Source organism: Pseudomonas sp. CH235 (genome assembly GCF_004368175.1).
GTDB classification, from domain to species: Bacteria; Pseudomonadota; Gammaproteobacteria; order Pseudomonadales; family Pseudomonadaceae; genus Aquipseudomonas; species Aquipseudomonas paraglycinae.
Genome location: NZ_RRZJ01000016.1, coordinates 35,627 through 52,742 on the forward strand (window position 1 = coordinate 35,627; position 17,116 = coordinate 52,742).

A 17,116-nucleotide genomic window follows, 5' to 3' on the forward strand; every position below is an offset into this window, starting at 1 on the left:
GGGCGGCCCTGCTGGAGCAGCAGCCAACTTCTGAGTGAGCGCGTTTGTCGTCTGGATCAAAACCACCTGTTCGCAGGTGGTTTTTTCGGCCGCCTACAAGGCCACGAATTGTTGATCCTTGCATGCACAGCCGTATAACCAAGCCGGTTGAGTAAAAAAGAAAAGTCTGCTCGCTGATCCGCCAGTCGATCACAGCAGGCCAATTTCAGGTCAATGGAGTGACGTAATGAAAGATGCAATCCGCCTCGGCGACTCCACCACCCACGCCAGCTGCCCGAAAGGCGCGGTAGTCACCTGAGCCCTGTAGCCAGACAGACCTAAGCTAATGCAAAAAAGATATTTGTTCGGTGTTTTTAATATCGTTTAGTTTTGTTTCATAGACGAATCAAAAGCATCAAACCGATAGACCTCCCGATTGCCATGACGGCACGCGCTGAATCGATCACGGACTCTTCAGGTTTGATTCACACGGGAGTGAATCATGCCGCACACCTCAGACATCACCGCATTACCCATCCTCGACCTGTCCCTGCTCGACGGTACGCCGTCCCAACGCCAGGCCTTTCTCGATGACTTGCGCCATGCCGCCCGCGATGTGGGTTTTTTCTACCTGACCGGCCATGGCATCGACGCCAGCCTGCTTGAGCAAGTGCAGGACTACGCGCGCCAGTTCTTCGCCTTGCCCGACAGCGAGAAAACCGCCGTCGGCATGATCAATTCGCCGCACTTTCGCGGTTATAACCGCGCCGCGTCCGAGATCACTCGAGGCCAGCCCGATCAACGAGAACAGTTCGATCTGGGCGCCGAGCGCGACGTCTTGCCGTTGAACGCCGACAGTCCGTTGTGGGCGCGGCTGCAAGGGCCGAATCAATGGCCCGAAGCGTTGCCGCAACTCAAGCCGCTGCTGCTCGACTGGCAACAGGCGATGACCCAAATGTCGCTGCGCCTGCTGCGCGCATTCGCCCAGGCATTGTCGTTGCCGGAAGACGCTTTTGACCGGTTGTACGGCGACAAACCCAACGAACACATCAAGCTGATGCGCTATCCGGGGCAAGCCTCGACGGCGAGCAATCAGGGCGTCGGCGCGCACAAGGATTCGGGTTTTCTCAGCTTCCTGCTGCAAGACCGGCAGGCCGGTCTGCAAGTGGAGATCGAAGAGGGGCGCTGGATCGATGCGCTGCCTCGGGACAATACCTTGGTGGTAAACATCGGCGAGTTGCTGGAGCTGGCCACCAACGGTTATCTGCGTGCCACGGTGCATCGGGTGGTGTCGCCACCGGTGGGCAGCGAGCGCTTGTCCATCGCGTTTTTCCTCGGCGCGCAACTGGATGCAGTGGTGCCGCTTTATCCCTTGCCGACGGCGTTGCTGCGTGAGGCGCGTGGCCCGGCGAGTGATCCGCTCAATCCGTTGTTCCGCGATGTCGGCTGGAATTATCTGAAGGGCCGACTGCGCTCCCATCCCGATGTCGCGCAGCGCTTCTACGCCGATGCGTCGAATACCCAGACACCGCTTCGCAGGACCGCCAACGCCTGATCCATCACTCGCTTAAGGACTCTTCCCATGTTGAAAAAAGCAGGCTTGACCTTGGCCGTCCTCGGCGCGTTGGTGACTTCGTTCAGTGCTCGAGCGCTGGAACCATTGCGCGTTGCCGCCGACCCGGTGCCCCACGCGCAGATTCTGGCGTACATCCAGAAGCTCGATCCGCAGCTCAACCTCAAGGTGATCGAAATCCCGCAGGGCGTGAACTCCAACGAGTTGCTGGTGCACGGCGATGTGGACGCCAACTACTTCCAGCATCTGCCGTACCTGCAATCCCAGGAAAAGGCCCTCGGTGAGAAACTCGCGGTGGCCGCCACGGTGCACATCGAACCGCTGGGGATTTATTCCCATCGCCACAAAACCTTCGCCCAGGTGCCGGACAAAGGCACGGTCGCCGTGCCGAACAACGTCACCAACCTGAGCCGCGCGCTGTACCTGTTGCAGGACAACGGCCTGATCAAGCTCAAAGCCGGTTTCAATGACCCGGCGGCGGATCAGGCGACGCCCAAGGACATCGCGGAAAACCCGAAACACCTGAAGATCCTCGAAATCGAATCGCCGCAACTGCCCCGTGCGCTGGATGACGTGGACCTGGCGGTGATCAACGGCAACTACGCGCTGGAAGCCGGGCTGGTGCCGGCCAAGGATGCGCTCGGTCTTGAGAAGGCCGAACACAACCCGTACGCCAACATTCTGGTGACCACGCCAAAACTGGAAAACGATCCGCGCATCCAGCAATTGGCCAAGGACCTGACCTCGCCGCAAGTCGCCAAATACATCGCCGAGAATTTCAAGGGCTCGGTGATCCCGGTGGCGGACGTCAAGCCATGATCGTCGTCGAGCAGTTGAGCAAGACCTATCCGTCAGCGTCGACCCCGGCGCTGGATCAGGTGTCGCTGAGCATTCCCGATGGGGCGATCTACGGGATTCTCGGGCGCAGCGGCGCGGGTAAATCGACGCTGCTGCGTTGCCTCAATCTGCTCGAACGCCCGGATGCCGGGCGGATTCTGCTGGACGGCGAAGACCTCACGGTGCTGTCCGATAGCGAACTGCGCCGCCAGCGTCAGCGCATCGGCATGATCTTCCAGGGCTTCAACCTGCTGCATTCGCGCAACGTGTTCGACAACGTTGCGGTGCCGCTGGAAATCGCCAAAGTCGCCAAATCACAGCGCCATGAACGGGTTCGGGAACTGCTGGAGCTGGTGGGCTTGAGCGACAAGGCCGAAGCCTTTCCATCGCAACTGTCTGGTGGTCAGAAGCAGCGGGTCGGGATCGCCCGGGCCTTGGCGGCACGGCCGGCGTACCTGCTGTCGGACGAAGCCACCAGCGCCCTCGACCCGGAAACCACCGCATCGATTCTGGAGCTGTTGCGCGACATCAACCGCCAGCTCGGTTTGACCATCGTCCTGATCACCCACGAACTGGACGTGGTCAAGTCGATCTGCGATCACGCCGCGTCCATGGCCAATGGAAAACTGGTGGAGGCGGGGCCGGTGGCCCGATTGCTCGCCGATCCGCAGTCCGCCCTCGGTGCTTCACTGCGGCCCAGTTGCGGCTTGCCGCTGGGGCATGACGCGCCCGGTTTGAGTTTTCTGCGGCAATACGGCGTACGGGCGGCCCACTCATGAACCGCGTGATCGACTGGAATGAAATCCTGCAACTGGTGCTCAACGCCACTGGCGAAACCCTGTACATGGTGCTGCTCGCCGGGCTGTTCTCGTTACTGATCGGTTTGCCGCTGGGGGTGTTGCTGTTCATCAGCCGCCGTCAGGGTCTGTACCCGTTGCCGAGGCTCAATCAGGCCTTGGGCGCGGTGATCAACCTCGGCCGTTCGCTGCCGTTCGTGGTGATGCTGATTGCCCTGATCCCGCTGACCCGGCTGGTGGTCGGCACCACGCTGGGCAGCACCGCCGCCGTGGTGCCGATCACCATCGGCGCCTTCCCGTTTTTTGCGCGGATCGTCGAGAACGCTTTGGACGAAGTCGAAAAGGGCCGGATCGAAGCGATCCTCGCCATGGGCGGTGACATCCGCCATGTGATTTTCAAAGTGTTGTTGCCCGAAGCGCTGCCGGCCTTGCTGGCGGGCATCACCCTGACGCTGGTGATGCTGATCGGCTTTTCTTCCATGGCCGGGGTCATCGGTGGCGGCGGATTGGGCGATCTGGCGATCCGCTACGGCTATCAACGGTTCAACAATGAAGTGATGGTCGCCACCGTCGTGGTGTTGGTCATCCTCGTCCAGGGCGTGCAAAGCCTGGGCGATCGACTGGTGCGTTCGCTGGCTCATCGACGTTAAGGAATTTTATGGGTGCGCCTGTCGCCGTGGTCTCCGAACCACTGATTCGTGTACGTGAACTGAGCAAGACCTTTGGCTCGAACCGGGCGCTGGACCGGGTCAGCCTGGATATTTTTCCCGCTGAAGTGGTGGCGCTGCTCGGCGCCAACGGGGCGGGCAAATCGACGCTGGTGAAGATCCTCGCCGGCAGCCAGACCCACGACGGCGGCGAGATCTGGATCGATGGCCAGCCCCGGCATTTCAGTTCGCCGCTGTCGGCGCGCCGCTTCGGCATCGTCGCGGTTCATCAGCAGATCAATGAAGGCATCGCGCCCGGATTGAGCGTGGCGGAAAACCTGCTGCTCGATGAACTGTGCCGCCCCGACGCCGACTTCTGGCTCAATCGCAAACGTCTGCTGGAGCGCGCCGCGAGCATCGCCGCCGGCCTCGGTCTGGTGCTGCCGCTCGAGCAACCGATCGAGCACCTCGGCCAGGCCGAACGGCAACTGGTGGTGCTGGCCCGTGCCTTTGCCCTGCAACCGCGCCTGCTGATTCTCGACGAGCCGACAGCGGCCCTGTCGGATGCCGAAGCGCAGCGCCTGTTCGGGCTGATCGACACCTTGCGCAGTCGTGGTGTGGCGATTCTGTACATCTCTCATCGGTTGTCCGATCTGCAACGGGTGGCCGACCGCGCCGTGGTGTTGCGTGACGGGCAACTGGCCGGTGAATTCAGTGCCCGGCAATTGCCCGAGGCGCTGGAGGCGATGCTTGGTCAGGCGCTGGAAGCTCACGTCTACACACCGCGAGCGGCGGGGCGTGAAGTGCTGAAACTGCGCGACATAAAAGTCCTGCCGCGCACCCAGGCCTTTGATCTGAACCTGCACGAAAACGAAGTGGTGGTGCTGACCGGATTGCTCGGCGCCGGCAAAAGCGAAATCGCCGAAGTGCTGTTCGGGCTGCGCAAACCGGTGTCCGGCTCATTGCAACTGGACGGCGCTGACTGGCAGCCGGGCTCGCCACGGCAGGCGATCCAGAGTGGTGTGTTCTTCGCCGCCGAGGATCGCGCCAGCCAATCGTTGGTGCCGGATTTTTCTTTGCGTCGAACCCTGACCTTGCCGTTCCTCGAACGCTTCACCCGTGGCGGTTTCATCCGCAACCGCGCCGAAGCGGCGGCGGTGGAGGCGCAAGTCTCAGCGTTGGGAATCAAGACCGCCGGCATCGATGTGCCGATGAGTGCGTTGTCCGGCGGCAATCAGCAGAAAGTCGTGCTCGGTCGCTGGCTGCTTGGCGAGGGCCGGGTGCTGATCCTCGACGAGCCATTTCAGGGCGTTGATGTGCGTGCCCGGCGCGAGATCGGCCAGTTGTTGCGCGATAGCGCCGCTGGCCGCGCCACGCTGGTGATCTGCTCGGACGTCGATGAAGCGCTGGAGATCGCCGACCGGATCCTTCTGGTGCGCGATCACGCGGTGGTGGCCGAGTACCCGCGTGCCGGGCTGGATCGCGCCACCCTGGTCGCGGCGCTGGCCGGCAGCGATCCGCAAAATTCTGTTGTTCAAGCCGCGCCAAGGAGTAGAGCGAGTGCCTGATTCGAGTTCCCTGTTGTCATCCGCCCCGGCGCCGACCGAGCGCTTCGTGCAAGCGCTGATCCGATACGGCCTGCTGTGGGTGCTGGCGTTGATCGTGGTGTTTTTCAGTGTGGCGGAACCGGCGTTCCTGCGCGTTGGCAACCTGTTCAGCATTCTGCAATCGGTGTCGATTGTCGCGCTGCTGGCTTTGGGCGTGACGCTGACCATGGCCGTGGGCGGGCTGGATCTGTCGATCGGCGCGGTGGCCGCCATGAGCCTGATGATCGCCAGTTACGTGATGGTGGTGCTCGGCTGGGGCGCGGTGCCGGCAGTGCTGATCAGCCTGGCCGGTGGCGCGCTGGTCGGGCTGCTCAACGGCTGGCTGATCGTGAAGATGCGTGTGCCGGACATTCTCGCGACGCTCGGCAGCATGTTCCTGGTGATCGGCGTGCAACTGATTCCCACGGGCGGACGCTCGATTGCGGTGGGCATGACTTTACCCAACGGCGATGAAGCCGAGGGTTCGTTCAGCGCAGTGTTTCTGGCATTGGGTCGAGGACGACTGTGGGACATCGTGCCGGTTCCGGTGTTGATCACGGCGGTGGTCGCGGTGGCGGTGTGGCTGTTTCTCGAACGCACGCGCATCGGCCGGTTGTTCTATGCGATTGGCGGCAACGAGCAGGCGGCGCGTCTGGCCGGTGCGCCGGTGCAGCGCTTCAAGTTGCTGGCTTACGTGCTCTCGGCGCTGCTCGCATCGCTGGGCGGCTTGCTGCTGGCGGCGCGATTGGGGCGCGGCGATGTCAGCTCCGGCAACGGTCTGGTGCTCGATGCGCTGGGCGCTGCGCTGATCGGTTTTGCCGTGCTCGGGGCGAAGAAGCCCAACGCGTTCGGCACGCTGGTCGGCGCGCTGCTGGTGGCCTCGTTGCTCAACGGCCTGACCATGCTCAACGCGCCGTATTACGCGCAGGATTTCGTCAAGGGACTGGTGCTGGTGCTGGCCCTGATGTTCACCTTCGGCCTCGCGCATCGGGCGCGCTGAGCCGGTTCATTGATGCTTCAAGGAAAGATCCATGCACGGTTCAATCAAACAGTTCGCACGTCATTGCCTCGCCGGGGCGCTGCTCTCGGCGCTGGCCTTCAATGCCCAGGCCAAGGCCTTGCCCGGTGCGCCGGCGCCGTTCGATAAAGGTCAGGTACAGATCGCGCTGGTGGGCTATCTGTTCTCCGGGGATTTCCCTGAAGCCTATCTGCGCGGGGTGGAGAAACAGACCGAAGCGCTGGGCGCCAACCTGCGGGTGTTCGACGCGCGGCAACAGGCGGCGAGCCAGGGCGAGATGATCGATCAGGCTGCCGACCTCGGTGTCGACGGGATCATCGTGCAATTGGGGCTCGCGGAAACCCTCAAAGGGCCAATTGATCGGGCCCTCGCCAAAGGCATCAAGGTCGTCGCGTTCGACGTCGACCTGAACACGCCGCAAGTGACTCAGGTCGAGCAGGATCACCATGCACTGGCGCGACTGGCACTCGATCAAGCGGTCAAGGACAACGGCACCCGCTTCGACGCCGGTTACGTCTACATCAGCGGTTTCACGCCGATGGAGCGCCGCGACGAAATCTGGAGCCAGGTCAAGGCGAGCAATCCGGGGATCGTCGAGAAGGCGCGCTTCGGCACGCTCAATCCGCCGATTGCCAACTCGGTGGCGGATCAGGCCAGCGCCGTGTTGCGGGCCAATCCGGGGATCAGCGTGATTTTTGCGCCGTTCGACGAGTTCGCAAAAGGCGCGAAGATCGCCGTCGATGAGGCGGGTCTGAGCCGCAAAGTGAAGATCTACAGCGCCGATATTTCCACCGCCGACATCCAGATCATGAAAGAGCCGGACAGCGCCTGGGCCGCCACCGCTGCGGTCAATCCGCAAGTGGCCGGCGCAATCAGTGTGCGCAGCCTGGCGATGCTGATCGCCGGGGAAAATCCGGGGCACAAGGTGCTGGTGCCGCCGACTCTCATTACCCGTCAGCAACTGCTGGATCTGGACGTGAAAAACGTACGGGACCTGGGGCAGAAACTGCCGGCCTTCGGTGACACCGCCAATGTCGCGCGGGCACCGTGGATTCCCGTGGCGAACTGAGGAGCCGACATGCACGACAAGGCTGCGCGTCTGCGCAAGAGCCGTTCGCCGAAAGCCGATGTGGCGTTGGGCGAACGGCTGCCACCGGGGCAGGTGCTGACGGAGCGTTTTCCGATCCTGCACGAAGGTGAGGTGCCGGCCTATGACCTGGCGACGTGGTCGCTGCGCCTGTTTGGCAGCTTGGCCAACCCGGTCGAGCTGACCTACGCCGATCTGCAAGCGCTGCCGCAACGCTCGTTGCAATGCGACATTCATTGCGTGACACGCTGGTCGAAATTCGACACCCGCTGGAGCGGCGTGCACCTGCAAGACCTGTTGCAGGCCCTGGACATCCGGCCGACATCGTCCTTCGTCATGGCCCACGCCGATCACGCTTACCAGACCAACCTGCGTCTCGAAGACCTGCTGCACCCGGACAGCCTGCTGGCCACCCATTACGACGATCAGCCGCTGACCGCCCAACATGGCTGGCCGCTGCGGCTGGTGGTGGCGGGGCGATACTTCTGGAAGAGCGCGAAATGGCTGCGCGGGCTCGAGTTCACCGATCAGGAACAACCGGGATTCTGGGAGCGCAACGGCTTTCATTTGCACGCCGATCCGTTCATTGAACAGCGCTTCAGCGGCGATGCGCTGGACATTGCCGAAGATGCCTGGCGGGAAAAGGACTTCGACTGACGGCATCTAACTTCGCACCGAAAAAAACACAGATTAATAACGCTCTCTACAACAACGTGGAGTGCGTTTTGCTGCGTGATTAGTTGCTCGTTAGTTGGGTGTTCATGTTGTTGTGCAAACACAAGTGTTGCTCAGGAAACACTCCGGTCGTCGGGCATAACCTAAGTGTTATTGGTTCTTTTGCGGCAGGCGACCGCTCGTCTAGCATCGGTAGTCAGGGGGTTCTACTAACTTTGGGGTTCTTGCGCTCTAACAGCCGATAGTTGCTCAACACACTTGGCTGCCTTTCTGAATTTCAAAACTACAGCAGAAATTGCCGTGCACTGATTGCCGACACTTCATGATTCGGCAGCGGCCGGTTATTAACTGCGATTCAAGGAGCTGTCGCATGATTCACCGTTCGCGTTCATTACTCGCCATCGCTGTTGTCAGTGCAATCTGGCAACTTCCTGCGCAAGCCGAAGAGACTTCCGCGCGCGTCGACGATGACACACGGCTGGGTACCGTGCTGGTCACCGGCACTCGCGGCACCGCTCGCACGGTGCTGGATTCGCCGGTGCCGGTGGATGTGTTGACCGCCGAGGACCTGAAAACCGCCGGCGCCAGTGGCGGCGAGCTGGGCCAAGCGTTGCAGACGCTGTTGCCGTCGTTCAGTTTTCCGCGCCAGTCCAATTCCGGCGGCGCCGACCACGTGCGCGCCGCGCAGCTTCGCGGCATGAGCCCGGATCAGGTGCTGGTGCTGGTCAACGGCAAGCGCCGGCACACCTCGGCGGTGGTCAACGACTCGTCGAAAATCGGTCGCGGCACGGCGCCGGTGGACTTCAACTCGATCCCGATCAGCGCGATCAAACGCATCGAAGTGCTGCGTGACGGCGCCGGTGCGCAGTACGGCTCCGACGCGATTGCCGGGGTGATCAACATCATCCTCGACGACGCCCCCGAAGGCGGCGAAGTGTCCACCAGCTACGGCGCCTACCACACCCACCAGGACGCCATCGGCAAAACCACCACCGACGGCCAGAACAGCGTGACCACCGCCAAGATCGGCACGCGGCTGGGTGAGGAGGGCGGGTTCATTCGCGGCGGTACCGAGTACAAGGATCGCAACCCGACCAACCGCGCCGGCTACGACGGTTTTGCCGACACCCTGGGCCAGCGCAACTACGTGATGGGCGACGGCGTGGCGCGGGACGTCAACGCCTGGTTCAACGGCGAATTGCCGCTGGCCGGCGGCAAGGCCTACAGCTTCGGCACCTACAACGAACGCCACACCACCGGCGCCGAGTTCTATCGCTACCCGTCCGAGCAGCCGCAGTTCTACCCCAACGGCTACTTGCCGCAATCGCTGGGCGACAACACCGACATCTCCGCCACCGCCGGTTACAAAGGCCTGATCGGCGACGACTGGGATTTCGACAGCAGCGTCACCCACGGTCGCAACCGCTTCGAATCGGCAACCCGCCGCACCCTCAACGTCAGCCTCGGCGCGGACTCGCCGACCCGATTCGACACTGGTGACTATGAGTTGCGCCAGACCACCACCAACCTCGATTTCAGCCGCGAATTGCGCCTCGGTGGCCGCTCGTTCGTGCTGGCGGTGGGCGGTGAATATCGTTACGAAAACTACCTGACCTTTGCCGGAGACGAAGCCTCTTACATCGGCTCCGGGGCCGATGGCGCCAACGGTCTGCGCCCGAGTGAAGAGTCGGATCTGGATCGCAACGTGTTCGGCACCTACGCCGAATTGTCCGGTGATCTCACCGACCGTTTCTTCGTCGATGCCGCCACGCGCTGGGAACATTACGACGACGCCGGCAGCAAACTCACCGGCAAGCTCAGCGGTCGCTACAAGCTGACCGATCAATGGGCGTTGCGCGGTGCGGTGTCGAACAACTTCCGCGCGCCGTCGCTGGCCCAGAGCGGCTTCCAGAACACCACCAGCAACTTCGGCGACGGCGGCACGCTCACCGATATCCGCGTGCTGTCGGTCAACGATCCGATTGCCCGTGCCCTGGGCGCGGAAAAACTCGATCCGGAAACCTCGAAGAACTTCAGCCTCGGCCTGACGTTCCAGTTGAACGAACGCTTCGATGCGTCGCTCGATGTGTTCCGCATCGACGTCAAAGACCGCATCACCCTGTCGCAGCGAATCGGCAGCGACGCGCTGGAAAGCTACATCAATGACAACTTCGGCGTGCCGGGCGTGCACGACGTCAACTTCTTCACCAATGCCGCCGACACCCGCACTGACGGCGCCGAACTGGTGCTCAACTACCATCAGCCGTTCTATGACGGGCAACTGGGGCTGACCACCGCGTACACCTACAACCACACCAAGGTCACCAGCACCAAGGGCACGCCGTCGCAGCTGACCGCCTTAGGGATTGGCAATGACGCGCTGGTCGGCGTCGAGGAACGCAACACCCTGACCGACGCCGCGCCCAAGGATCGTTTCGTGTTTTCCGCCAACTGGACCAGCGAACACTGGGGCCTGCTCGGGCGTCTGACCCGTCAGGGCGAGACCACTCGGGTGTTCGATTTCGGCGATTCGCAGCCTGAGCAAACCTACGGCGCGGTGTGGCAACTGGACGCCGAGGTGACCTACAAATTCACCCCGAAATTCAGCATCGCCCTGGGTGGCAACAACCTGACCGACAACTACCCGGAACGCTCCGGCTCGGCCATCAACTACGGCGGCAACCTGCCGTACGACGTGCTCTCGCCGATCGGCACCAACGGCGCTTATTACTACGCCACCGCGACTTACGGCTTCTGAGTTTTGCCGCCATGGATGGCGGATCCCTATGCAGGATTGAAGCATGCAGGACGAACCATGAGCAAAACCCACGGCCCCCAACGCCATCTGCCGGTGTTCCAGGCGTTGCTGATCACGCTGGGCATGGTGATCACCACCGACATTCTCAAAACCGCGCCGACCGTTGCCTTGAACGTCGGGCCGGAACATTTCTATTGGGTCTGGGTGCTCGGCGGGCTGGCGTCGATGGCCGGGGCCTTGTGCTTTGCCGAGATGGCCACCGCATTTCCGCATCCGGGCGGTGACTATCATTTCCTGCGCACCGCTTACGGCGAGCGCATGGGGTTCCTGTTTGCCTGGTCGCGGTTCTCGGTGATGCACACCGGGTGGATCGCGTTGTCGGCGTTCATGTTTGCCGACTACTTCAATACGGTCGTGCCGTTGGGGCATTACGGATCCGGGGTGTTTGCCGGTGCGATCATTGCTGCGTTGGTGCTGCTGAATCTGACGGGCAAGCAAATTGGTTTTATTACTCAGACGGTGCTGGTCGGGCTGCTTGCTCTCGGGTTCCTGAGCATTGCCAGCGCCGGAGTCTGGCTGGCGTGGCAAGGGATCGAACCCGCGCTGCCCAGTGATCCGGTGGTGCCCGAACACACCGGCGCGGCAGGGTTTTCTGCGGCGATGATCTTCGTGTTTTTGGCCTTCGGCGGCTGGAGCGATGCAGCGACATTGTCCGCCGAAGTGCGCGATGGTCGACGCGGGATCTTCATCGCCATGCTCGGTGCGCTGACGGTGTTGATGGCGATCTATCTGGCACTGAACTGGGCGTTCGTCCAGGGGCTGGGATTCGAAGGCCTGGCAGCGAGCAATGCACCGGCGGTGGAATTGTTGAACCGCGCCTTCGGTGCCCCGGGCGTGCTGCTGATCCTGCTGATGGTCGGCATCGCGGCCATCGCCACTATCAACTCAACCTTGCTGGTCGGCGCCCGCACCACCTACGCCGCCGCCCGCGATGTGCCGCAACTGCGTCGCTTCGGTGAGTGGGATGAGCGCGATGGCGTCCCGCGCAAGGCGTTGTTGGCGGAGGGGGCGGTGGCGTTGTTGTTGGTGGTGTTTGGCAGTTTTACCCAGAGCGGTTTCAACACCATGGTCGAGTATCTGACGCCGGTGTATTGGTTGTTTTTGAGTTTGAGCAGCGTGGCGTTGATTATTCTGCGGCGGCGCTTCCCCGAGGTGCCCCGGCCGGTGAGGGTGCCGCTTTATCCGGTTTTGCCGCTGCTGTTTTTTGGGTTGTGCGTTTACATGCTGTATTCCAGCGTGACGGTGGTTGGTTTCGGCGCTTTTCTGGGGATTGTGGTGTTGCTGGTGGGGGCTCTGCTTTTGGCAGTGGTGGGGCGACTGACGCCAGGCCCTCACCCCAGTCCTCCCGAAACGTCGGACCGCCCGGAGGGAGAGGGGGCCGACCGGGTTGTCTGACGCTATCCATCGACCTGAAACACTGAGTCGATTATGGATTCAGAAGGGCAGGTTCAGGTCGGCGTAGTTCTGAAGCATCCCACGGTCAGTTCCCTCTCCCTCCGGGAGAGGGCTAGGGTGAGGGCAGGCGATCAGAAGGACACCGCGGCGGGCTGCGACAACCGCAACACCGATAAATCCCCCGTAATCCGCTTGTACGCCAAACGAATCGCCTCGATGTCACTCTCACGTTTCGCGCTGCTTTCGTGCAGGATCACAATCACCTTGGTCGCCAGCCGCTCGGGCACTTTCGCGTCGTGGTCCTTCCACTGCCCATACGCATCGAACACGCTGAACCCGTCCGGGAACCGCGTCGTCACTTCCTGATCGAGAAACTCGCGCCAGCGCGCCGGGCTCACCACACCTTCCTTGCCTTCCAGCGGCCCCACCGAGAAATACAATTCGGTGCGCACCCACTGCGCCTGCGCTGGCCGCGTGGCATCGCCTTGCAGGGTCGAACTGACGGGATCCTTGGTATGCACGGAAACCGGAGGAGGGCTGGCACACCCGGCGACCGCCAGGAACAGTGCTGCCAGTAGTAAACGTTGCGACATGGAACTTCCTTATTGTTAAGAACTGTCCCGAATTATAGAGGGGACGGTTAATAGCAATAAAAGATTAAAAAGTGGATCGCCGCTGAACTAATGGAATAAGCAAACGCAGTGAAAATAATGCCCGCTGGTTAGAACGATTATTTCTTTAAGTTATTTGCTTGGTGTTTGATCGCATATCTATTGCATTCAAAAACCTGCTCCTGCATTTGCCGGATCTGCCATTGCGTCTACTCTGCTGCTGCAACGGTTCGAGTCGCACGGAACGCTGCACTTGAAGCGTTTGAACAGCAGTTTTTGCTGCTCGATGGACAGCTTGTTGCGGATTTCCCAATCCTTAGAATCCGCTCCATCAACTTCTCATCCAGTTCTAAATCCTCAGGGAGCTACACCATGATGAACGCCATGCAGATGCAAATGCCGATGAACGCCAACATGCCGATGATGCCGATGACGGGCATGCCGATGATGATGGCGACCATGAGCTGCGACATGATGGATGACGGCATGATGTGCAAGATGATGCCGGCCGCTGGCATGGACATGGCCATGTTCAAGAACAGCGCTGAAATGATGCAGATGATGATGGACTGCGGCATGCCGATGATGATGCATTGCGGCAACATGAGCATGATGTGCATGTCCCCGGCGGCCATGGCCATGCCGATGATGAACATGATGATGCCAATGCCGATGATGGGCATGCCGATGCCATCGATGAAGTGCGTGATGGAATGCACCATGATGGCCGACTGCATGATGTGCAAAATCATGCCGATGCCGGGCATGAACATGGACATGATGAAGAACTGCTGCGCCCTGATGATGAAGATGATGAACGACTGCAGCATGCCGATGATGATGAGCTGCAACGGCATGCCGATGATGTGCTGCACCTGCTAAGTCTTCAGGCATGAAAAAGCCCGACCGGGAAATTCCCGGTCGGGCTTTTTGTTGTCTGTTTGTCAGTCCAGGCGTTCGGGGTAGGTCACCACCAGATACGCCACCGCTTCACTGTCGGCGGGGTTGCGGTAACGATGGGGCTGGTCGGCGTAAAACAGAATCGAGTCGCCCGTCGACAGCAGATAGCGCTCGTCGTTGACGCTGATCTCCAGCACGCCCTGAGCCACCACCAGATTTTCCTGGACGCCGGGGCCGTGGCCTTCGGATTGATCTTCGCCCAAGGGGCTCAGGCGCAGTTCATAGAATTCCGACTGGCGCGCCACATCAAAGGGAAACAGCGCGCGGCTGACAAAGGCGCCACTGGCACTGACCAGCCGCTTGCTCTGGCTCGCCGACAACACGGCCACGCCTTCAAACGCGCGATGTTCGAGAAACGCCGCCACCGACACCTTCAAACCCTTGGCGATTTTGCATAGCACCTTGATCGACGGCACGCTGCGCCCGGATTCGATCTGCGCCAGCATCGCCCGGCTCACGCCACACTGGCGGGCGAGGGCATCGAGCGACAGATGCCGCTTGCCGCGCAGACGTTGCAGGTTCTGCGCGACACGTTCACAGATCGGGTCTTCTTCCAGGGAATCGAGGTTGTTCAGGTCCACCACAGGTTCATCGGCGCTCGCCAGAAAGCGCGAGGGTTCACGGGCGTTCACGCTTGACGCGTCTCGCCGGAACGAGCGGCCTGCACCCACTGGTAAGCCTGATAACCGGCATTGCGCGCATACATTTCCCACATCAGCCGGGCCTGTTGCTGGGCGTGGCGGCGTTTGCGGTAGACGGCGAAGTCGATCAGGTTGTCAGTTGGTTTCATGGCGCACTTCACTGTGTTCAATGACGGGATGAGGTGAGAGTACGCCGAGATTTTTATAACGATAAATACTGATTGTTTATTTATTAATTCTTTCTGGTTATTTGCTGGTTTGTCACATCGGGGAGAATGCATTCAACAGAAAGTCCCGCACATACACCCGGCTCGGACTCTGCAACGCGCTCTTGCGCCACACCAGGTACAGCACGTTGACCGGCGCTTCAGCCGGTACGGTCGGGGAAATCAGGCGGCCATCGGCAATCGCATCGGCACATTGATAATCCGGCAGGACCGTCCAGCCGTGGCCACCGATGGCGAGGTCTTTGATGATCCGCAGATCCGGAATGGTCAGCGACGCTTGCAGTTGCGGGGCGATCTGGAACATCGACGACCACAGCGGGCGCACCAGGGCGAGGTCTTCGTCGAAGGCAATCAACGGCACCTGGGTCAGTTGCTCCTGAGTCGGGTGTTGGCCCAAGCGATCCAGCAGGCTCGGCGCGTAGACCAGCAGCATGCGTTCGGTCAGCAGATGGGCGAACCCATGGGTCTGTTCGTCGGGCAGGGAAGCGGTGATTGCGAAATCGATCTGTTTTGATTCGAGCATTTCGTAGATGCGCTTTTTCGTGCCGGTGTGAAAACGCAGCAGGAATCCTTCATCCATCAACGGTGCGAGGCGGGCGGCGACTTGCGAGTGAATGAAATCCGAAGGGCCGACCAGATGAATCGTGCCGCCCTTGAGCAGGCCGGGGCGCAGCGAGGCGATCTTGTTTTCCAGACCGTCCAGGTAAGGCGCGACCGAGCGGGCCAACTCATCGGCGGCTTCGGTCGGCTCGACACCTCGTGGCAGTCGATGGAACAGCGGTTTGCCCACCAGCGCTTCCACAGCCTGGACGTGCATCGAAGCCGCCGGCTGGGTGATGCCCAGATGCTCGGCAGCTTTGGAAAACGACCTGGCGCGGTAGGCTTCGAGGAAGGTTCGCAGGTGCGTGAGATGGCTCATGGGTTGGCGATGTCCGGGGGCTGAATCTGGTTTTTACCATGGCGGGCGGCAGGCGTGCTCGCCTCGGGAAAACGCCGTTGCAGCGTTTCCCGAAGCAAGGTTCGTCAGGCGTTGTCAGCCGGACGATAACGCGGCGCGGAGCTCGCGGACATCTGCCCGAGAATCAGCAGCAGGCCCAGTGCCGAAACCACGGCGCCGGTGAGGCCGACATAGCTCAGGCCTATCTGGCTGATTGTCACGCCACCGGCCACCGAACCGAGGGCAATGCCGGAGTTGAACCCGGCAATGTTCAGGCCGGCAGCGACGCCGTGGGCGTGAGGCGCATGCTGTTCGGCAATCCCGATCAGTCTCGCCTGCAAGGCCGGTACGGCCGCGAAGCTGAACATTCCGAGCAACGCCACCAGCACACCCATCAACACCGACGATCCGGAAAACGCCCACATGCCCGCGGTGACCAGCGCAATGCCGGCAATCAGCGTGGCGCTCGCGCGGTCGACGCCCCAGGCGTCGGTGAGTTTGCCGCCGAGCACGTTGCCGATCGCAGCCATCACGCCGTACAGCAACATGAACACGCCGACGGTGGCGGCGGTGGTGCCGGTGACATCCGTCAGCACCGGAGCGATGTAGGTGTAGGCCACAAACGAGCCGGCGTAACCGAGCACCGTGACCAGCGCACCGGCCAGCAGCTTGCGATTGAACAATGCCTTGAGACTGTCGAGGGCCGAACCGCTGTCGGCGGCGGTCGGCAGTGGATCGCGCATGCCGAACAGCAAGCCGAAAAAGCCGATCGCACCGAACAGCGCAATGGCGGCCAACACCAGACGCCACGACATCACGCCGCCCAGATAGGTGCTGATCGGCACGCCGATGGCCATGGCCAGCGTAAAACCACCAAACACCACGGCGACCGCGCTGCCTGCTCGGCCGGGACCCGCCAGGCGCGCGGCGGTGCTCGACGCCACGGCGAGGAACAAACCGTGGCCCATACCGGCGATAAAACGGGCGATCAGCATCAGCGTCAGGGTGCTGGAAAACGCCGCCGCCAGACTGCCGGCGCTGAACACCAATGCGGTGGCGAGCATTACGTTCTTGCGTGACCAACTGGCGGTCAGTGCGCTGAAGATCGGTGCGGCAACGGTAGCGCCCAAGGCATAGGCAGTGATGGTCGCGCCGGTGGCCTCGACGTTAACGCCGAGACTTTGCGCCATGACCTCGGTCAGGCCGATCGGCACGAATTCAGCGAGCCCGAGGGCGAAGGCGCTGAGGGTGAAGATGTAAATGACAAATGGCATGGGAGCCTCTCGCAAGTGGACGATGGCGAGAGGCTAGGGATTGCGTATCTATAA

The 17,116-nt window shown here is 61.5% G+C and carries 16 protein-coding genes; 11 read left to right on the plus strand and 5 right to left on the minus strand.

Annotated features, from left to right (window positions below; all coding sequences use genetic code 11):
• The first annotated feature begins 481 nt into the window (after positions 1-481).
• The 10 genes from EIY71_RS17395 to EIY71_RS17440 all read left to right on the plus strand — a co-directional run bounded on the left by EIY71_RS17395 (position 482) and on the right by EIY71_RS17440 (position 12,412).
• Positions 482-1,534, plus strand: a complete 1,053-nt coding sequence (locus EIY71_RS17395; RefSeq protein ID WP_134022483.1) for an isopenicillin N synthase family oxygenase — start codon at positions 482-484, stop codon at positions 1,532-1,534.
• 27 nt (positions 1,535-1,561) lie between these two features.
• Positions 1,562-2,371 (plus strand): MetQ/NlpA family ABC transporter substrate-binding protein, encoded by an 810-nt coding sequence (locus EIY71_RS17400; RefSeq protein ID WP_102686708.1) that lies wholly within the window; start codon positions 1,562-1,564, stop codon positions 2,369-2,371.
• A complete protein-coding gene (locus EIY71_RS17405; RefSeq protein ID WP_134022485.1) occupies positions 2,368-3,168 on the plus strand; it encodes a methionine ABC transporter ATP-binding protein in 801 nt (266 codons plus the stop codon). Before EIY71_RS17400 ends, EIY71_RS17405 begins: the two co-directional genes overlap by 4 nt.
• Complete coding sequence (locus EIY71_RS17410; protein ID WP_134022487.1) at positions 3,165-3,836, plus strand: methionine ABC transporter permease; 672 nt, start codon at positions 3,165-3,167, stop codon at positions 3,834-3,836. Before EIY71_RS17405 ends, EIY71_RS17410 begins: the two co-directional genes overlap by 4 nt.
• 8 nt (positions 3,837-3,844) lie before the next feature.
• Positions 3,845-5,401: a sugar ABC transporter ATP-binding protein gene (locus EIY71_RS17415; RefSeq protein ID WP_085747490.1), complete on the plus strand. Its 1,557-nt coding sequence runs from the start codon at positions 3,845-3,847 to the stop codon at positions 5,399-5,401.
• On the plus strand, positions 5,394-6,419 hold the full coding sequence (locus tag EIY71_RS17420; RefSeq protein ID WP_007955505.1) for an ABC transporter permease: 1,026 nt from the start codon (positions 5,394-5,396) through the stop codon (positions 6,417-6,419). The genes EIY71_RS17415 and EIY71_RS17420 overlap by 8 nt, the downstream gene beginning before the upstream one ends.
• Before the next feature lie 31 nt (positions 6,420-6,450).
• Complete coding sequence (locus EIY71_RS17425) at positions 6,451-7,506, plus strand: substrate-binding domain-containing protein (RefSeq protein ID WP_129972634.1); 1,056 nt, start codon at positions 6,451-6,453, stop codon at positions 7,504-7,506.
• Between the two features lie 9 nt (positions 7,507-7,515).
• Positions 7,516-8,181, plus strand: a complete 666-nt coding sequence (locus EIY71_RS17430) for a sulfite oxidase-like oxidoreductase (protein WP_134022489.1) — start codon at positions 7,516-7,518, stop codon at positions 8,179-8,181.
• A gap of 388 nt (positions 8,182-8,569) precedes the next feature.
• Positions 8,570-10,957: a TonB-dependent siderophore receptor gene (locus EIY71_RS17435; RefSeq protein ID WP_134022491.1), complete on the plus strand. Its 2,388-nt coding sequence runs from the start codon at positions 8,570-8,572 to the stop codon at positions 10,955-10,957.
• Between the two features lie 57 nt (positions 10,958-11,014).
• On the plus strand, positions 11,015-12,412 hold the full coding sequence (locus EIY71_RS17440) for an APC family permease (RefSeq protein WP_134022493.1): 1,398 nt from the start codon (positions 11,015-11,017) through the stop codon (positions 12,410-12,412).
• Between the two features lie 131 nt (positions 12,413-12,543).
• Here the strand turns inward: EIY71_RS17440 and EIY71_RS17445 are convergent, their stop codons facing one another.
• Entirely contained in the window at positions 12,544-13,005 is a 462-nt protein-coding gene (locus tag EIY71_RS17445) for a DUF3574 domain-containing protein (protein WP_134022495.1), read from the minus strand.
• Positions 13,006-13,395: 390 nt separating this feature from the next.
• Between EIY71_RS17445 and EIY71_RS28760 the strand changes: the two genes are divergently transcribed.
• A complete protein-coding gene (locus tag EIY71_RS28760) occupies positions 13,396-13,905 on the plus strand; it encodes a hypothetical protein (RefSeq protein ID WP_007955499.1) in 510 nt (169 codons plus the stop codon).
• Between the two features lie 62 nt (positions 13,906-13,967).
• Here EIY71_RS28760 and EIY71_RS17455 read toward each other — a convergent pair whose 3' ends face one another.
• From EIY71_RS17455 to EIY71_RS17465, 4 genes are all read right to left on the minus strand, one after another.
• Positions 13,968-14,558 (minus strand): helix-turn-helix domain-containing protein, encoded by a 591-nt coding sequence (locus EIY71_RS17455; RefSeq protein ID WP_162130482.1) that lies wholly within the window; start codon positions 14,556-14,558, stop codon positions 13,968-13,970.
• Positions 14,559-14,611: 53 nt separating this feature from the next.
• Entirely contained in the window at positions 14,612-14,773 is a 162-nt protein-coding gene (locus EIY71_RS28595) for a hypothetical protein (RefSeq protein ID WP_166673434.1), read from the minus strand.
• A gap of 112 nt (positions 14,774-14,885) precedes the next feature.
• Complete coding sequence (locus EIY71_RS17460; protein WP_085747482.1) at positions 14,886-15,770, minus strand: LysR family transcriptional regulator; 885 nt, start codon at positions 15,768-15,770, stop codon at positions 14,886-14,888.
• A gap of 104 nt (positions 15,771-15,874) precedes the next feature.
• On the minus strand, positions 15,875-17,062 hold the full coding sequence (locus EIY71_RS17465; RefSeq protein ID WP_085747481.1) for an MFS transporter: 1,188 nt from the start codon (positions 17,060-17,062) through the stop codon (positions 15,875-15,877).
• Positions 17,063-17,116 lie beyond the last annotated feature (54 nt).

Excerpts from the sequence above, each read along its gene's own strand:
- EIY71_RS17395 (WP_134022483.1), top strand. The coding sequence starts at position 482 with ATGCCGCACACCTCAGACATCACCGCATTACCCATCCTCGACCTGTCC.
- EIY71_RS17400 (WP_102686708.1), top strand. The coding sequence starts at position 1,562 with ATGTTGAAAAAAGCAGGCTTGACCTTGGCCGTCCTCGGCGCGTTGGTG.
- EIY71_RS17405 (WP_134022485.1), top strand. The coding sequence starts at position 2,368 with ATGATCGTCGTCGAGCAGTTGAGCAAGACCTATCCGTCAGCGTCGACC.
- EIY71_RS17410 (WP_134022487.1), top strand. The coding sequence starts at position 3,165 with ATGAACCGCGTGATCGACTGGAATGAAATCCTGCAACTGGTGCTCAAC.
- EIY71_RS17415 (WP_085747490.1), top strand. The coding sequence starts at position 3,845 with ATGGGTGCGCCTGTCGCCGTGGTCTCCGAACCACTGATTCGTGTACGT.
- EIY71_RS17425 (WP_129972634.1), top strand. The coding sequence starts at position 6,451 with ATGCACGGTTCAATCAAACAGTTCGCACGTCATTGCCTCGCCGGGGCG.
- EIY71_RS17430 (WP_134022489.1), top strand. The coding sequence starts at position 7,516 with ATGCACGACAAGGCTGCGCGTCTGCGCAAGAGCCGTTCGCCGAAAGCC.
- EIY71_RS17435 (WP_134022491.1), top strand. The coding sequence starts at position 8,570 with ATGATTCACCGTTCGCGTTCATTACTCGCCATCGCTGTTGTCAGTGCA.
- EIY71_RS17440 (WP_134022493.1), top strand. The coding sequence starts at position 11,015 with ATGAGCAAAACCCACGGCCCCCAACGCCATCTGCCGGTGTTCCAGGCG.
- EIY71_RS17445 (WP_134022495.1), bottom strand. The coding sequence starts at position 13,005 with ATGTCGCAACGTTTACTACTGGCAGCACTGTTCCTGGCGGTCGCCGGG.
- EIY71_RS28760 (WP_007955499.1), top strand. The coding sequence starts at position 13,396 with ATGATGAACGCCATGCAGATGCAAATGCCGATGAACGCCAACATGCCG.
- EIY71_RS28595 (WP_166673434.1), bottom strand. The coding sequence starts at position 14,773 with ATGAAACCAACTGACAACCTGATCGACTTCGCCGTCTACCGCAAACGC.
- EIY71_RS17460 (WP_085747482.1), bottom strand. The coding sequence starts at position 15,770 with ATGAGCCATCTCACGCACCTGCGAACCTTCCTCGAAGCCTACCGCGCC.
- EIY71_RS17465 (WP_085747481.1), bottom strand. The coding sequence starts at position 17,062 with ATGCCATTTGTCATTTACATCTTCACCCTCAGCGCCTTCGCCCTCGGG.